The organism is Cellulosimicrobium sp. AB352 (genome assembly GCF_049538415.1).
GTDB lineage: Bacteria > Actinomycetota > Actinomycetes > Actinomycetales > Cellulomonadaceae > Cellulosimicrobium > Cellulosimicrobium funkei.
Genome location: NZ_JBMVFX010000004.1, coordinates 1 through 14843, shown reverse-complemented (window position 1 = coordinate 14843; position 14843 = coordinate 1). Strand labels below are relative to the sequence as shown.

Genomic DNA, 14843 nt, shown 5'->3' with positions numbered 1-14843 from the left:
AGGGGCCCGGCGGTGGCCGAGCCTCTCCCGCGCGCCGGGAGCGGTCAGCGCTTCACGTGGCCGTACCGGTGCGTCGTGCGGCTGACGGCCTGCTCGTGGAGCACGGTGAGCAGCTCGCGGCGCCCGCTCGCGACGACGGGGTGGTCGAGCACCGTGACCTCGCCGACGCGCTCGGCCGCGGCCTCGTGCAGCCCCGGCGCGGAGCCGACGACGCGGACCCGGCCCCGGACGGCGCCCGACGCGACGCGGCGCGCGAACTCCTCGTCGCTCACCGCGGCGTCGCCCGTGCTCGGCACGACGACGGCCGGCACCCCCGCGGTGCGCGCGGCGTGGAGCACGCGCTCGACCTCGACGGGGAGCGCGTCCGCGCCGACGCGCACGGTGAGCACGTCGACCGGGCGGTAGCGGAAGACGTTCGCCTCGACGTGCAGGCCCGAGGGGTCGTGGCCCACGGAGAACTCCCGCTCCCACCAGCGCGCGTCGTCGGCCTTCGCCCACGCGAGCCACGCCTCGGGCGCGGCCTCGCGCGCGGGCGGTACCGCGTCGTGCGTGCTGTCGGTGCCCGACGCCGACGCGCTCGTCGAGGTGTCGGGCGCGTCGCTCCAGCGCCCGAGCTGCGCGACGTAGTTCGGCCCGCCCGCCTTGGCGCCCGGCCCGACGGCCGACTGCTTCCAGCCGCCGAACGACTGCCGCTGCACGATCGCGCCGGTGATGTGCCGGTTGACGTAGGCGTTGCCCACCTGGACGGCGTCGAGCCAGCGCTCGACCTCGGCGTCGTCGAGGCTGTGGATGCCTCCGGTGAGGCCGAACGGGACCGCGTTCTGCAGCGCGATCGCCTCGTCGAGGGTCGCGGCCGTCATGATCCCGAGGACCGGCCCGAAGTACTCCGTGAGGTGGAACGGCGACCCGGGCGCGACGCCCTCCTTGAGTCCCGGCGTCCAGAGGCGGCCTTCCAGGTCGGGGCCGCCGTCCAGCAGCCGCGGCCGGACGAGCCAGGACTCCCCCGGCTCCAGCGTCGTCAGGGCGTGCAGCAGCTTGCCCGACGCGGGCTCGGTGAGCGGGCCCATGGTCGTCGCGACGTCGGTCGCCGGACCGACGGCGAGCGAGCGCACCGCGTCCACGAGCTGGCGCCGCACCCGGCGTCCCGTCTCCGTCCGCGGGTCGCCCGCCGAGCCGACGAGGATCGCGAGCGACGCGGCCGAGCACTTCTGCCCCGCGTGCCCGAACGCCGACCGCACGAGGTCCGCGACCGCGAGGTCGAGGTCCGCCGACGGCGTGACGACGAGCGCGTTCTTGCCCGACGTCTCGGCGAGCACCGGGCGCGACGGCTTCCACCGCGCGAAGAGCTGCGCGGTCTCGATCGAGCCCGTGAGCACGACGCGCGCGACGTCGTCGTGCGTGACGAGGCGGGTGCCGAGCTCGTCGTCGGGCACGCGGACGTACTGCACGACGTCGGTCACCGAGCCCGCGTCCAGCCCCGGGAAGTCACCGGGTGCCGCCGCCACCGCGTCGCGCAGGCCCGCGTGGACCGCCTCGACGGCGACCTCGAGGCAGCGCGGCGTCGGCGGCGCGGGCTTGGCGAGCACGGCCGACCCGGCCGCGAGCGCCGCGAGGACCCCGCCCACGGGGATCGCGACGGGGAAGTTCCACGGCGGCGTGACGAGCGTGACGCCGTCGGGCGCGAACCGGGCGCCGGGCACGTGGTCCAGCTCCTCGGCGGAGCGCGCGTAGTAGCGCGCGAAGTCGACGGCCTCGCTCACCTCGGGGTCGGCCTCGGCGACGGTCTTGCCGGGTTCGTGCACCATCGCGGCGACGAGGTCGGTGCGCGCCTCCTCCAGGCGCCGGGCGACGGCCCGCAGGGCGGCGGCGCGGGCCGCCGGGGCGACCTGCGACCACGCGGCGGTCGCGCGCACGGCGGTCGCGACGGCGTCGTCCACCTGGGCGGTCGTGGTGAGCTCGGGCGTGCGGACGGGGACGTACCCGGAGCCGGTCCCGGTGACGTGGCGGGCCCAGTCGCGCGAGGCGGCGACGGCCGGGTCGGTGTCGGGGGCGTTCGCGAACCCGGCGTCGGTCCCGCCGCCGACGGCGGGCCGGGGCGTGCGGCGCGGCGCGACGTCGGTCTCGGCGTAGTGCACCCCGTGGCGCACCGACGCGCGGAACGCGGCCTCCTGGCGCTCCATGGGGCTGCCCGCGGGCGACCCGTCGGGCGCGAACATGGCGTGCAGGAAGTTCTGCTCGGCGGCGTTCTCCTCGAGGCGGCGCACGAGGTAGGAGATGGCGACGTCGAAGTCCTCGTCGCGCACGACGGGCGTGTACAGCACGACGCGGCCGCCGCGGCCGGCGTGCGGGCCGCTCTCGACGCGGTCGGCCGCGACCTCGTCGCGCACGGCGCGCGCCTCGCCGGGGGCCATGCCCTGGAGCATCTCGACGTCGAGCGCGTGGCTCACGCCGCGGGCCCGGCCGAGGAGCACGGCGAGCGCGACGTGGAAGAGGTTGTGGCTCGCGACGCCGATGCGCACGGCGTCGGTCCGCGGCGCGCGCAGGGCGTGGTCGAGGAGGCGGACGTAGTTCGCGTCGACGTCGGGCTTCGTGGGGTAGGGCGCCTGCGGCCAGCCGTGCAGCTCGGCCTCGACGGCCTCCATCGCGAGGTTCGCACCCTTGACGAGACGCACCTTGATCGGCGCTCCCCCGGCGGCGACGCGCTCGGTCGCGAAGCGGGTGAGCCCGTCGAGCGCGCCGAGCGCGTCGGGCAGGTACGCCTGGAGCACGATCCCGGCCTCGAGGTCGTGCAGGTCGTCGTGCGCGAGGATCTCGCGGAAGACCGCGGTCGTGAGCGCGAGGTCCTTGTACTCCTCCATGTCGAGGTTGAGGAAGACGCCGTGGTCGCGCGCCGCCCGGTACAGCGGCAGCAGCCGCTCGACGACGCGGGCGCACGACCCGTCGAGGTCCCACGTGACGAGCTGCGACGCGACGGACGACACCTTGACCGACACGTAGTCGACGTCGGGGCGCCGCACGAGTGCGAGCGTGCGCTCGAGGCGAGCGTCCGCCTCGGCCTCGCCGAGCACGGCCTCGCCGAGGAGGTTGACGTTGAGCGCGTAGCCCTCCGCGCGGGTGCGGGCCAGGTGCGGGCCGAGGCCGCGGCCGGCGTCGGCGACGAGGTGGCCCACGAGCTGGCGCAGGCGCACGCGCGCGGCCGGCACGACGACGCGCGGCAGCACCGGTGCGACGCCCGCCCCGACGCGCAGGAGCGACCGGTCGACCGGCCCGAGGAACGACCCCGCGCTGCCCGCGAGCTCGCCGAGGCGGCCGAGCGCGCGCGCGGCGACGTGCACGTCCTGGGGGCGCGCGACGTCGTCGACGAACCGGACCGCGAGCTCGAGGCCCGCGGGGTCGGAGACGAGCGCACCGAGCCGCTCGGCGGTCTTGCGGGCGCGCGCGTCGCCCGCTCCCTCGCTGGCGGCGAGCCAGCGCCGGGCCAGCGCGACGGCCTCCTCGACGAGGTCGTCCGGGGAGGTGAGGCTCGTGTCGCCGACGGCTCCGGGGGTGGGGAGCGGCCGGGCGGGCGCGTCGTTGCTCATCCCTCCAGGGTGCCTCGGGTCGCGGTGGCTCGTCTTGTACGATCCAGGGCGACATGGCACCCGTCCGCGACAACGCCGAGACCTCGCCGCCCGCGGCGGACCAGCTCCTCGCCGCCCTCAGCCCCGCCATGGTCGCGCTCATGGACGAGCTGCCGGACACGATGTTCTGCGCGAAGGACGTCACGGGCCGGTACGTCGCGGTCAACCCGGTGTTCGTCGCGCGCACGAACGAGCGCTCGCGCCGCGCGGTGCTGGGCCGACGCGCGCGCGACCTGTTCGTCGCGCAGCTCGCCGAGCGCTACGAGCAGCAGGACGCCGAGGTGCTGCGCGGGCGCGCGCTGCGCGGCGAGCTCGAGCGCATCCGGCGGCTCGGCGGCACGTCGGGCTGGTTCCTCACCTCCAAGCTCCCCGTGCACGACGACGCCGGTCACCTCGTGGGGATCGTCTCGGTCTCGCACGACCTGCGCGCGGGCGCGGCGGACGACGCGACGATGGACTCCCTCGCCGCGCTCGTCGCCGCGGTCGAGGCGGACCTCGGGGCGCGCTGGACGACGGCGCGGCTCGCCGAGGCGGCGGGGTGCACGCCCGCGGTGCTCGACCGGCGCGTGCGGCGCGTGTACGGCGTGACGCCGCGCCAGCTCGTGCTGCGCACCCGGGTCGACCACGCGACGCGCCTGCTCGCGGGGAGCGCCGTGTCGATCGGCGACGTCGCGGCGGCGAGCGGGTTCTACGACCAGCCGTCGTTCACGCGCACGTTCGCGCGCCTCGCGGGCGAGACCCCGGCCCAGTACCGGCGCCGCACGCGGCGCTGACCCGTTCCCGCCCGCGCGACGACGGGCGGGCCCGCGGTGCCGCGCGCGCCCGCGGTGGCGAGAGACGGCGTCGGGCACGGAGACTGACGGCATGACCTCCGCAGACACCGCCCCCGTCCCCACGGTCGAGCTGCCCGGCGGCCCGATGCCCCTGCTCGGCCTCGGCACCTGGCAGTCCGAGGGCGACGACGCCTACCGCGCCGTGCGCCACGCGCTCGACGTGGGCTACCGGCACGTCGACACCGCGACGGGCTACGGCAACGAGGCGCAGGTCGGGCGCGCGCTCGCCGACTCGTCCGTGGACCGCGCCGACGTGTTCGTCACGACCAAGCTCCCGCCGGACGCCGCGGGCCGCGAGCGCGAGACGCTCGAGGCGTCGCTGCACGACCTCGGCACGGACCACGTGGACCTGTGGCTCGTCCACTGGCCGCCGGCGGGCGAGGTGTCGCCGTGGGTGTGGGAGCGGTTCGTCGAGCTGCGCGACGAGGGCAAGGTGCGTTCGATCGGGGTGAGCAACTACTCCGTCGAGCAGGTCGACGTGCTGTCCGAGCAGGTCGGCGAGACGCCCGCCGTCGACCAGATCCCGTGGAGCCCGGCCGACTACGACCACCGGGTCGTGCACGAGCTCGCGCAGCGCGGCGTCGTGCTCGAGGGGTACAGCCCGTTCAAGCGCACCGACCTCGACGCGCCGGTGCTCGCCGAGGTCGCGGCCGCGCACGGCGTCACCCCTGCGCAGGTCGTGCTGCGCTGGCACCTCGACCACGGGTTCGTCGTCATCCCGAAGTCCGTGACGCCGGAGCGCATCGAGGCGAACTTCCGGGTCACCGGGTTCTCCCTCACCGCCGACGAGCTCGCGGCGGTCGACTCCCTCGGGCACCGCCGGGGCGCGTGAGGGGCGAGCGACCGCGCCGGGGGTAGCGTGACCCTCGGTGCCGCACACCCCCGCGGCACCGAGGAGAACCTCGAACCGGAGGAACCGTGACGACGACGTCCGTGCCGCCCGCCACCACGAGCGACGGCCCCACCCCCACCGACAGCACCGATCTCCCCCGCGGCACGCGCCGCTCCCCCGACGCCGGCGCCCCGGCGTCCGCGCTCGACACCGCGCACGCGCAGCTCGCCGGCGCGGTCCGCTTCCTCGGCTACGACGACGGCCTGCACGAGATGCTCGCGACCCCGCGCCGCGAGGTGAACGTGGCCGTGCCGCTGCGGCGCGACGACGGCCGCACCGTCCTCTTCCACGGTTACCGCGTGCAGCACAACGTGTCGCGCGGTCCGGGCAAGGGCGGCCTGCGGTACGCGCCGAGCGTCGACATCGACGAGGTCCGCGCGCTCGCCATGTGGATGACGTGGAAGTGCGCCCTCGTGGACCTGCCGTACGGCGGCGCGAAGGGCGGCGTCGCGATCGACCCGCGCTCCTACTCCGACGCGGAGCTCGAGCGCGTGACGCGCCGCTACACGTCGGAGATCATGCCGGTCATCGGGCCCGAGCGGGACATCATGGCGCCCGACATGGGCACGAGCGAGCGGACCATGGCCTGGGTCATGGACACCTACTCCGTCAACCAGGGCTACACGATCCCGGCGGTCGTGACGGGCAAGCCCATCACCGTGGGCGGGTCGCTCGGCCGCACGACGGCGACGAGCGCCGGGGTCGTGCACGTCACCGCCGCGGCGCTCGAGGAGGCGGGCGTGCCGCTGTCCGACGTGCGCGTCGCCATCCAGGGCTTCGGCAAGGTCGGGTCGCACGCGGCCGCGATCTTCGCGGCCCGCGGGGCCCGCGTCGTGGCGGTCTCCGACCAGTACGGCGGGGTGCACGCCCCGGACGGTCTCGACGTGCGCGCCCTGGTCGAGCACGTCGCCGCGACGGGGAGCGTCGTGGGCTTCGACCGGGCCGACCCGGTGGACAACGACGCGCTGCTCGCGCTCGACGTCGACGTGCTCGTCCCGGCCGCGGTAGAGGGCGTGCTCGACGGCGACACCGCTCGCACCGTGCGCGCGCGCTGGGTCGTCGAGGGCGCCAACGGCCCGACGACCGCCGAGGGCGACCGCGTGCTCGCGAAGAACGGCGTGACCGTGGTGCCGGACGTGCTCGCGAACGCGGGCGGCGTCGTCGTCTCCTACTTCGAGTGGGTCCAGGCGAACCAGGCGTACTGGTGGACCGCGGAGGAGATCGGCGACAAGCTCGAGCACCGCATGCTCCACGCCTACGAGGAGGTCGCGGGTCTCGCGCGCCGAGAGGACCTGAGCCTGCGCGACGCAGCGCTCGTCATCGGCGTCCAGCGCGTAGCAGAGGCCCACCAGATCCGAGGCCTCTACCCCTGACGGACCACGCTCGGCCCCGCCGAGCACGGGGTCCGCGACCGTCCTGGGCTCGATCCGGTCGCGGATCCCGTGCTCGGCGGGTGATCAGGGGCGTAGGTGGCGGGTTGTCGCCAGGAGCGCCGACAGGAGGGCGATCGCGGATGCTGCGACGGCGGCCCAGGCGACGGTGGGGTTCACGAGCTCGCCCTGGAACCGCCCGACGGCGATCCACGCGAGGCCCCACGACATCGCGAGGCCGATGCCGAGCACGACCGCGCGACGCCCGGCGGCGAACGCCGCCCACGCGACGGAGAGGGCGGCGGCCGCCGCGACGAGCACGACCGACCAGCCCGTCGCGCCGAGGCCGAGCTCGCCGACGCCCGCGTCGGTGAGGGCCGCGGCGACGTTGGCGAGCGTCGCGACGCTCACCCAGCCGGTGTACAGGCCCATCGTCCCGTCGAGCACGACGGCCTGCGCCGTCGACTCGGGCCGACGGCGCACGAGCCGCACGACGACCACCGCGTTGACGGCGAGCAGCGCCGCGATGACGACGACGCTCAGCGGCACCCACCCGGCCTGCACGACGCCGATCCACGCGGCGTTGAGGACCATGGACACCAGGACCCACCACGCGGTCGCGCGCAGGCGCGGGCTCGTCGCGTGCCGCGGCAGCACCTGGTAGACGGCGAACGCGAAGAGGCCGAGGTAGATCACCGACCAGATGCGGAACGCCGGGTTGTCGGGCGCGACGGGCGTCGCGGTCGAGGACAGCGCTCCCCCGGCGGTCTGCTCGACGGACGTGCCGCCGAAGGCGCCCGCGCCGTACGCGGCGGCCCCGGCCGCGACGAGCGACCCGACGAGGACGACGACCTGGCGGACCCGATCGGAGGGAGCGGGGGCGCGGACGCTTCCCGCGGGGACGGCGGCTGCGGTGGTCATGCCTCCAGCCTGACATCACTCAGCATGCTGAGCATCTCGGGAGCGTCGCCGCTCCCCCGCTGAGAACGACGCTGCTCGCCGACGAGAACGACTCTGCTCCCCGCCGAGAACGACTCTGGTGTCGGTATCGCGGAGATACCGACACCAGAGTCGTTCTCGGCCGCAGGCCCGGGGTTGCCGGGCGGGCGGGTGGGGTGGGTGGGGGTCAGGCCAGGGGCTGGCGGTCCGCCCAGTCGGCGAGCGTCGTGCGCGGGCCCGTGAAGAACGGGACCTCCTCGCGGACGTGGCGGCGCGCCTCGGTCGCGCGCAGCTCGCGCATGAGGTCGACGATGCGGTGCAGCTCGTCGGCCTCGAACGCGAGGATCCACTCGTAGTCGCCGAGCGCGAACGACGCGACCGTGTTGGCCCGCACGTCCGGGTAGTCCTTCGCCGCGAGGCCGTGGTCGCGCAGCATGGTGCGGCGCTCGGCGTCGGGCAGGAGGTACCAGTCGTACGAGCGCACGAACGGGTACACCGACAGGTAGTCGCGCGGCTCCTCGCCCGCGAGGAACGCGGGCACGTGCCCCCGGTTGAACTCCGCCGGGCGGTGCAGCGCCACGTTCGACCACACGGGCTCGAGGTGCGCGCCCAGGCCGCTCGCGCGCAGGTGCTGGTAGGCGCGCTGCACCGACTCGACCGTCGGGCCGTGCCACCACACCATGAGGTCGGCGTCCGAGCGCAGGCCCGCGACGTCGTACCAGCCGCGCACGACGAGGTCGCCGTCCGTCGCGGACGGGTCGTCGCCGCCACCGACAGCGGCCAGCGCGTCGGCCACGAGGCCCGCGCGCTCGTCCGCGTCGGCGGGCAGGGGCGCCGCCGTCGCGAAGACGGACCACATCGCGTAGCGGATGGTGGTGTTGATCTGCTCGTGGTCCGCGGGCACGCGCGCGGCGTCGTTCATCGGGGTTCCTCTCGGGTCCGTGCGGGGGTGTCCGCCGGGGTTCAGCTGTGGATGTCCGTGCTGCACAGCGCCGGGACGCCGCTCGGCTCGCCGTCGCGGCGCAGGCAGCAGCCCGGCGCGCACACCGAGCGGAACGCCGGGAGCGCGCCGACCGTGGCTTGCTCGACGTCCTCGCCGCGCGCGAGCGCCGCGCGCTCGACGAGCAGGTCCACGAGGCCGCGCACGAACGGCTCGCGCGTGCTCACGGTGCCCGCGCGCACCGCAGTCATCCCGAGCCCCGTCGCCGTCTCCATCGCCTCGGTGTCGAGGTCGTACGCGACCTCCATGTGGTCGGAGACGAAGCCGATCGGCGACAGCACGACGTCGCGGACGCCGTCCTGCGCGAGGGCCTCCAGGTGGTCGTTCACGTCGGGCTCGAGCCACGGCTGGCTCGGCGGGCCGGACCGCGAGCAGTACGCGAGGTCCCACGCGACGTCGTGGCCCAGGCGCGCCGAGACCTCCGCGGCGATGACGCGCGCGAGGTCGAGGTGCTGCTCGGAGTACGTCGCGAACGAGATGCGCGACGCCGCCTCCATCGTGTCCGGGATGGAGTGCGTGACGAACACGAGCCGCGCGGCCGCGCCGTCGCCGCCCTTGTCCGCGAGCGCCGCGTAGCCGTCGAGCACCGCGTCGACGTTCGCCTGCGCGAAGCCCGGGTGGTTGAAGTAGGAGCGCACCTTGTCGAACTGCACGCCCGTGGAGCCGTCGGGGCCGAGCTGGCCGCGCCCGTCGAGCACGACCGCGAGGTCCTCGCGGTACTGGCGGCAGCCCGAGTACGACGAGTACGCGGACGTCACGAGCGCGACGGCGTTCTTCGCGCCCAGCGCCTCGAGCTCGTCGATCGCGTCGGTCGTGTACGGCTCCCAGTTGCGGTTGCCCCACACGACGGGCAGCTCGACGCCGCGGCGCGCGAGCTCGGCCTCGAGCGCCGCCTTGAGCGCGAGGTTCTGCTCGTTGATGGGGCTCTTGCCGCCGAAGCCGTAGTAGTGCTCGCCGACCTCCTCGAGGCGGGAGTCCGGGATGCCCTTGCCCGCGGTGACGTTGCGCAGGAACGGCACGACGTCCTCGGGCTTGTTGGGCCCGCCGAACGAGTACAGCAGCAGCGCGTCGTACGGGCGCAGGTCGGGCGCAGGGCCGGGGTCGACGGTGCTCGCGGGGGTGGCGGCGGGCTCGACGGGCTCGACAGGCTCGGCGGCCCGGCCCGTGTCGGCAGTGACGTCCTGGGGGGAGAACGGGGGCATGCTCCCGATCATGGCACCCGCTCCTGAGCCCGCTCGTCCGGAAGCGGGCACCTCGGACGTGACATTGACGGGACAGAGTGTCACCTCGTCCCTCGCGAGGCCGGTCGCACCCTAGACTCGGGCCGCTCGTCCCTCGGGCCGCGCCGCGGGCACCGACGCCCGCGCACGAGCCGCCCGAGCCGACCACGTGGAGGTGGAGCCGTGCCGCTCCCGGAGATCACCGAGCGCGTGCCGCTCACGCGCCCCGACGGCCGCCTCGACCGCCGGGCCGTCGGCTGGGCCCGCCAGCCCCTCGTCGACACCGACGCGATCGGGCGCCGCGGGGCGGGCGGCCCGCGCCGGTTCGGCCGGAACAAGCGCTGGGAGTACTGGGGCGTCACCACCCCGACGCACGTCCTCGCCCTCACCGTCTCCTCGATCGACTACGCCGCGGTGCACGAGGTGTGGGTCCTGGACCGGGAGTCGGGCCGGACGTGGGGTGCCGCCGCGACCGTGGCGCCGGCGCGCGGCGTCGAGCTCCCCGGCACGCTGGGCGACGGCCCGGCGCGCGCCCGGGCGAGGAACCTCGCGATCGACCTCGACGAGGTCGACGGCGGCACGCGTCTGCGGGCACGCACGCGCGACGTCTCGTTCGACGTCGTCGCCACGCTGCCGCCGGGTCACGAGCGGCTCGCAGTGGTGGTCCCGTGGAGCGACACGCGGTTCCAGTACACGGTCAAGGACGTGGCCCGCCCGGCGCACGGGACGCTGTGGGTCGACGGCCGGACGGTCGACGTGCCCGCCGGGTCGTCGTGGGCCGTGCTCGACCACGGCCGCGGGCGCTGGCCGTACGACGTCCGGTGGAACTGGGGCGCGGGATCGGGCGAGAGCCACGGCCGGGTCGTCGGGATCCAGGTGGGCGGCCGCTGGACGGTCGGCACGGGATCGACCGAGAACGCGGTCCTCGTCGACGGGCGCCTCCACCACCTCCCCGACGAGCTCGTGTGGGACTACGACCTCGCCGACCCGGACCGGCCGTGGCGCGTCACCGGCGGCGGCCTCGACGCGACGTTCGTGCCCTTCCACACCAAGGTCACGCGCACGCACCTCGGGGTCGTCTCGTCGTCGACCGACCAGTGCTTCGGGCACTGGTCGGGCACGTTCACGCCGCCGGCCGCGCCGGGTGCGGGCGGCACCCCGCCCGCGCCGGTGCGGTTCGACGGGCTCGTCGGCTGGGCCGAGGAGGTCCACAACCGCTGGTGACCGCCCCGCACCCCGGCCCGGCTTGCCAGTCCCCCGCCCCTGCCTAGCGTGGGGAACGTCCCGACGGCACCGACGCCGTCGGGCGTGCCCCGCGACGACGGCGACCCCGTCCGCGGCGGCCGTGCCGGCACCGGAGCCGGCGCCGGTGGGAACGGGGAGTCTCATGCAGGCACGACGAGGACGGTTCAGCGCGGGGACGACGGGGGTCGCGGCCGCCGCGGCGCTCGTGATGCTCCTGCCGCTCGGCGGCGGTGGCGAGCGCGGCGACGACCGGGGCGGCGGTCAGGGTCACGGGAACGACCGCGCCCGCAACGTCATCTTCATCCAGGGCGACGGGCTCGGGCTCTCGCACCGTGAGCTGATCCGGCTCGCGACGGTGGGCAAGGACGGGCAGCTCGCGATGGACTCGCTCGAGCACGCCGGGTGGACCACGACGGACTCGGCCGACCCCGAGGAGGCCGTCACGGACTCCGCGGCGGGCGCCACGGCGTTCGCGTCCGGGGTCCGGACGTACAACGGGGCGGTGGGCGTCGACGTCGACGGCAACCCGGTCCCGACGCTCCTCGAGGCGGCCCGGGGCGCGGGCAAGGCCACCGGGCTCGTCACGACGGCGCAGGTCACCGACGCGACACCGGCGGCGTTCGGCGCGCACGTGCCCGACCGGGGCGACCAGAGCGAGATCGCGCGCCAGCTCCTGGAGAGCTCGCGGCCCGACGTCGTCCTCGGCGGCGGCGAGGACTGGTGGTACCCGGCGGGCGACCCCGGCGCGTGGGAGGACAACCCCGCGAAGGACCCGACCGAGCAGAGCAAGGGGACGAAGGGGAACCTGGTCGAGCGCGCGCAGGACCTCGGCTACACGTACGTGAGCGACGCCGAGGGGCTCGCGGACGCGCGCGGGCGCAAGCTGCTCGGCCTGTTCGCGAACGAGGAGATGTTCGAGCAGCGCAACGAGGGCGAGGGCGACCTCTACGAGCCGGAGGTGCCGCTCGTCGACATGACGGCCAAGGCGCTCGACGTGCTGTCGCGCGACCGCGACGGGTTCTTCCTGCTCGTCGAGGAGGAGGGCGTGGACGAGTTCGCGCACCGCTCCAACGCGACGCGCACGATCCAGGCCGGGCAGGCGCTCGACGAGACCGTCGCGCTGGCGCTCGACTTCCAGAAGCGGAACCGGGACACGCTCGTGCTCGTCGTGGGCGACCACGCGACGGGCGGGCTCGCGATCGAGAACGTCGACCCCGACGACGAGGGCGGCGAGGGCGCGACGGCCGAGGACGGCCCGTTCGACCTCGCGGGCTCCGACCTGCAGTTCACCGTCGACTGGACGACGGGCGGCCACACGGGCGAGGCGACGCCGATCACCGCGCAGGGCCCCGGCGCCGCACGGCTCGCGGGCGCGCAGCGCAACACCGACGTCCACGACGCCGTCCTGCGCGCGATGCAGCCCCGCGGCCGCGGCTGAGCCCCGGGGCCGCACGGCCCCGCGCCGCCGACCACGGCCCTGGCGCCGCCGAGCACGGGGTAGGCGACCGGAATCGTCTCGATCCGGTCGCCGACCCCGTGCTCGACGGAGAGGTGGGGGCGGAGAGAGGGTGCGGGGCGGGGACCGAGGGGGCAGAGCGCCAGGGGGGGTCAGCCCTTGACCGCTCCTCCGAGGCCGGCGCCCTGGAGGAACATGCGCTGGAAGGCGAGGAACAGGCCGACGGGGATGAGGGTCGAGATCGCGAGCGCGGCGAGGAAGACGCCGAGGTCGGTCGACGCCTCGATGGACGGCAGGCGCACGGACAGCGGCTGGATCGCCGGGTCCTTGAGGACGAGCAGCGGCCAGAGGAAGTCCTTCCAGGCCGCGATGACCGCGAACACCGAGACGACGCCGACGATCGGGCGCGACATCGGCAGCACGACCGACCAGAACAGCCGGTAGGGCCCGGCGCCGTCCATGCGCGCGGCCTCGAACACCTCGCGCGGCAGGCTGTCGAAGAACCGCTGGACGAGCAGCACGTTGAACGCGCTCGCGCCCGCGGGCAGCCACACGGCCCAGAAGCTGTTGATGAGCGAGCGCCCCAGCAGCGGCGGGTCGAGGATCGTCAGGTACAGCGGGACGAGCAGGACGATCGCGGGCACGAACATCGTCGACAGCACGAGCGCCTGCACGACCTTCCCGTACCGCGGCCGCAGCACGGACAGCGCGTAGCCGCCCGTCGTCGCGACGAGGATCTGCGACGCCCACGACCCGACCGCGAGCCAGATCGTGTTGAGGAAGTACCGGCTGACCTGGACGTCGTTCCACGCCTTGTCGAGGTTGTCCCACGCGATGCCGTTCGGGAAGACCGCCATCGGCGTGCGCAGGATGTCCTGCGTCGGCGTGACGGCGTACTTCGCGAGCAGCAGCATCGGGCCGAGGCCCGCGACGACGAGGACCACGAGCAGCAGGACGTGGGTCGTGCCCATCCCCCACCGCACGGAGGGGCGGCGCCAGTCCGCCTCGGAGAGCGCGCCGCGGTCCTCGACGCCGTCGAGCACCTTCCGGCGCCGCGCGCGCAGCCGACGGCGGTCCGCCTCGCGGCGGGTGCGGCTCGCCTCGGCGGCGCGGCGGGCGGCGTCCGTCCCGTCCGTCGGGCCCGTCGGCGTGCCGTCGGCCGCCGCCTCGGAGTCCTGCGAGACGACGCCGATCTCGCTCGGGTTGTCGGTGGGCGAGAGGGTCATGACGTGCTCCAGGACCGGGTGAGCCGGAAGTAGAGGACCGAGAAGACGGCGAGCACGGCGGCGAGCATGATCGACAGCGCGGTCGCGGCCCCGTAGTCGCCGCCCAGGCTGTTCTGGAAGGCGTAGCGGTAGATGAGCAGCAGGATCGTCAGGGTCGCGTTGTTCGGCCCGCCCCCGGTGAAGAGGTAGGGCTCGAGGAAGACCTGCGCCGTGCCGATCACCTGGAGGATCAGGGTGATGAACAGGACGCCGCGCAGCGCGGGCAGCGTGACGTGCCAGATCTTGCGCCACAGCCCGGCGCCGTCGACCTCGGACGCGTCGTAGAGCTCGGGCGGCACGCTCGTGAGCGCCGCGAGGTAGATGATGATCGTCCCGCCCGCGCCGGCCCACGTGGCCGCGAGCACGAGCGAGGGCATCGCGGTCGAGGCGTCCTGGAGCCACGGGTACGGGCCGAGCCCGACCCAGCCGAGGATCGTGTTGAACACGCCCGTCGGGCTGCCGTTGTAGAAGAACTTCCACAGCAGCACCGCGACGACTGGCGGCACGACGACCGGCAGGTACGCGAGCGCGGAGTACAGCCCGCGCGCCCGGCGGACCTCGCGCATGAGCACCGCGGCGACGAGCGGGATCGGGTAGCCGAAGAGCAGTGCGAGGAACGCGAAGTAGAGCGTGTTCTTCACGGCCTTGCCCAGGAGCGGATCGCTGAGCACCTGGCGGAAGTTGTCCAGCCCGACGAACGTCGGGTCGCTCACGAGGTTCGTCTCCTGGAAGCTCATGATCACCGCGCGCACGATCGGGAACCACGAGAAGACGCCGAAGATCACGATCAGCGGGAGCAGGAACACGAGGTTGCTCAGGCCGCCGCCGCGGAACCACGTCACGGGGCTGCGGCGTCGGCCGCCGCGGTCGGCCCGCGCGTGCGAGGCGGGTCCCCGTCGCGGCGGGGCGGTGGTGGCGGTCACGGGCGGACGTCCTTCGGTGCGGTGGGAGGTGCCCGACGACGCGAGGTGCGTCGCGCCGTCGGGCACCGGCGGGGTACGGG

General features: G+C 75.0%; 11 protein-coding genes. 5 read left to right on the top strand and 6 right to left on the bottom strand.

Annotation, left to right across the window (positions count from 1 at the left end; all coding sequences use genetic code 11):
* Window positions 1–44: 44 nt before the first annotated feature.
* Window positions 45–3581 (bottom strand): bifunctional proline dehydrogenase/L-glutamate gamma-semialdehyde dehydrogenase, encoded by a 3537-nt coding sequence (locus ACPCUX_RS04050; protein WP_423388202.1) that lies wholly within the window; start codon window positions 3579–3581, stop codon window positions 45–47.
* Window positions 3582–3634: 53 nt separating this feature from the next.
* Here ACPCUX_RS04050 and ACPCUX_RS04045 point away from each other — a divergent pair, with 53 nt between their 5' ends.
* The 3 genes from ACPCUX_RS04045 to ACPCUX_RS04035 all read left to right on the top strand — a co-directional run bounded on the left by ACPCUX_RS04045 (window position 3635) and on the right by ACPCUX_RS04035 (window position 6718).
* Window positions 3635–4393: a helix-turn-helix transcriptional regulator gene (locus ACPCUX_RS04045; RefSeq protein ID WP_043653362.1), complete on the top strand. Its 759-nt coding sequence runs from the start codon at window positions 3635–3637 to the stop codon at window positions 4391–4393.
* Between the two features lie 91 nt (window positions 4394–4484).
* Complete coding sequence (locus tag ACPCUX_RS04040) at window positions 4485–5285, top strand: aldo/keto reductase (protein ID WP_423388201.1); 801 nt, start codon at window positions 4485–4487, stop codon at window positions 5283–5285.
* A gap of 86 nt (window positions 5286–5371) precedes the next feature.
* Window positions 5372–6718 carry a Glu/Leu/Phe/Val family dehydrogenase gene (locus ACPCUX_RS04035; protein WP_249355976.1) on the top strand — a complete coding sequence of 449 codons (1347 nt, stop codon included), beginning with the start codon at window positions 5372–5374 and terminating at the stop codon, window positions 6716–6718.
* Window positions 6719–6802: 84 nt separating this feature from the next.
* On the opposite strand, the gene ACPCUX_RS04030 is transcribed toward ACPCUX_RS04035, so the two are convergent.
* The 3 genes from ACPCUX_RS04030 to ACPCUX_RS04020 all read right to left on the bottom strand — a co-directional run bounded on the left by ACPCUX_RS04030 (window position 6803) and on the right by ACPCUX_RS04020 (window position 9856).
* Complete coding sequence (locus tag ACPCUX_RS04030; protein WP_043653356.1) at window positions 6803–7636, bottom strand: tryptophan-rich sensory protein; 834 nt, start codon at window positions 7634–7636, stop codon at window positions 6803–6805.
* Between the two features lie 205 nt (window positions 7637–7841).
* Complete coding sequence (hemQ, locus tag ACPCUX_RS04025) at window positions 7842–8576, bottom strand: hydrogen peroxide-dependent heme synthase (RefSeq protein WP_061267467.1); 735 nt, start codon at window positions 8574–8576, stop codon at window positions 7842–7844.
* Between the two features lie 41 nt (window positions 8577–8617).
* Complete coding sequence (locus tag ACPCUX_RS04020; protein ID WP_423388200.1) at window positions 8618–9856, bottom strand: ferrochelatase; 1239 nt, start codon at window positions 9854–9856, stop codon at window positions 8618–8620.
* Between the two features lie 201 nt (window positions 9857–10057).
* On the opposite strand from ACPCUX_RS04020, the gene ACPCUX_RS04015 reads away from it, so the two are divergent.
* Together ACPCUX_RS04015 and ACPCUX_RS04010 are read left to right on the top strand one after the other, a co-directional pair.
* Complete coding sequence (locus ACPCUX_RS04015; RefSeq protein ID WP_409141611.1) at window positions 10058–11098, top strand: DUF2804 domain-containing protein; 1041 nt, start codon at window positions 10058–10060, stop codon at window positions 11096–11098.
* Between the two features lie 163 nt (window positions 11099–11261).
* Window positions 11262–12557: an alkaline phosphatase gene (locus ACPCUX_RS04010; RefSeq protein ID WP_171468243.1), complete on the top strand. Its 1296-nt coding sequence runs from the start codon at window positions 11262–11264 to the stop codon at window positions 12555–12557.
* A gap of 170 nt (window positions 12558–12727) precedes the next feature.
* Here the strand turns inward: ACPCUX_RS04010 and ACPCUX_RS04005 are convergent, their stop codons facing one another.
* Together ACPCUX_RS04005 and ACPCUX_RS04000 are read right to left on the bottom strand one after the other, a co-directional pair.
* Window positions 12728–13801, bottom strand: a complete 1074-nt coding sequence (locus ACPCUX_RS04005) for a carbohydrate ABC transporter permease (RefSeq protein WP_423388199.1) — start codon at window positions 13799–13801, stop codon at window positions 12728–12730.
* On the bottom strand, window positions 13798–14763 hold the full coding sequence (locus ACPCUX_RS04000; RefSeq protein WP_170982177.1) for a carbohydrate ABC transporter permease: 966 nt from the start codon (window positions 14761–14763) through the stop codon (window positions 13798–13800). Before ACPCUX_RS04000 ends, ACPCUX_RS04005 begins: the two co-directional genes overlap by 4 nt.
* Window positions 14764–14843 lie beyond the last annotated feature (80 nt).

Excerpts from the sequence above, each read along its gene's own strand:
- hemQ (WP_061267467.1), bottom strand. The coding sequence starts at position 8,576 with ATGAACGACGCCGCGCGCGTGCCCGCGGACCACGAGCAGATCAACACC.
- ACPCUX_RS04010 (WP_171468243.1), top strand. The coding sequence starts at position 11,262 with ATGCAGGCACGACGAGGACGGTTCAGCGCGGGGACGACGGGGGTCGCG.
- ACPCUX_RS04050 (WP_423388202.1), bottom strand. The coding sequence starts at position 3,581 with ATGAGCAACGACGCGCCCGCCCGGCCGCTCCCCACCCCCGGAGCCGTC.
- ACPCUX_RS04030 (WP_043653356.1), bottom strand. The coding sequence starts at position 7,636 with ATGACCACCGCAGCCGCCGTCCCCGCGGGAAGCGTCCGCGCCCCCGCT.
- ACPCUX_RS04020 (WP_423388200.1), bottom strand. The coding sequence starts at position 9,856 with ATGCCCCCGTTCTCCCCCCAGGACGTCACTGCCGACACGGGCCGGGCC.
- ACPCUX_RS04040 (WP_423388201.1), top strand. The coding sequence starts at position 4,485 with ATGACCTCCGCAGACACCGCCCCCGTCCCCACGGTCGAGCTGCCCGGC.
- ACPCUX_RS04005 (WP_423388199.1), bottom strand. The coding sequence starts at position 13,801 with ATGACCCTCTCGCCCACCGACAACCCGAGCGAGATCGGCGTCGTCTCG.
- ACPCUX_RS04045 (WP_043653362.1), top strand. The coding sequence starts at position 3,635 with ATGGCACCCGTCCGCGACAACGCCGAGACCTCGCCGCCCGCGGCGGAC.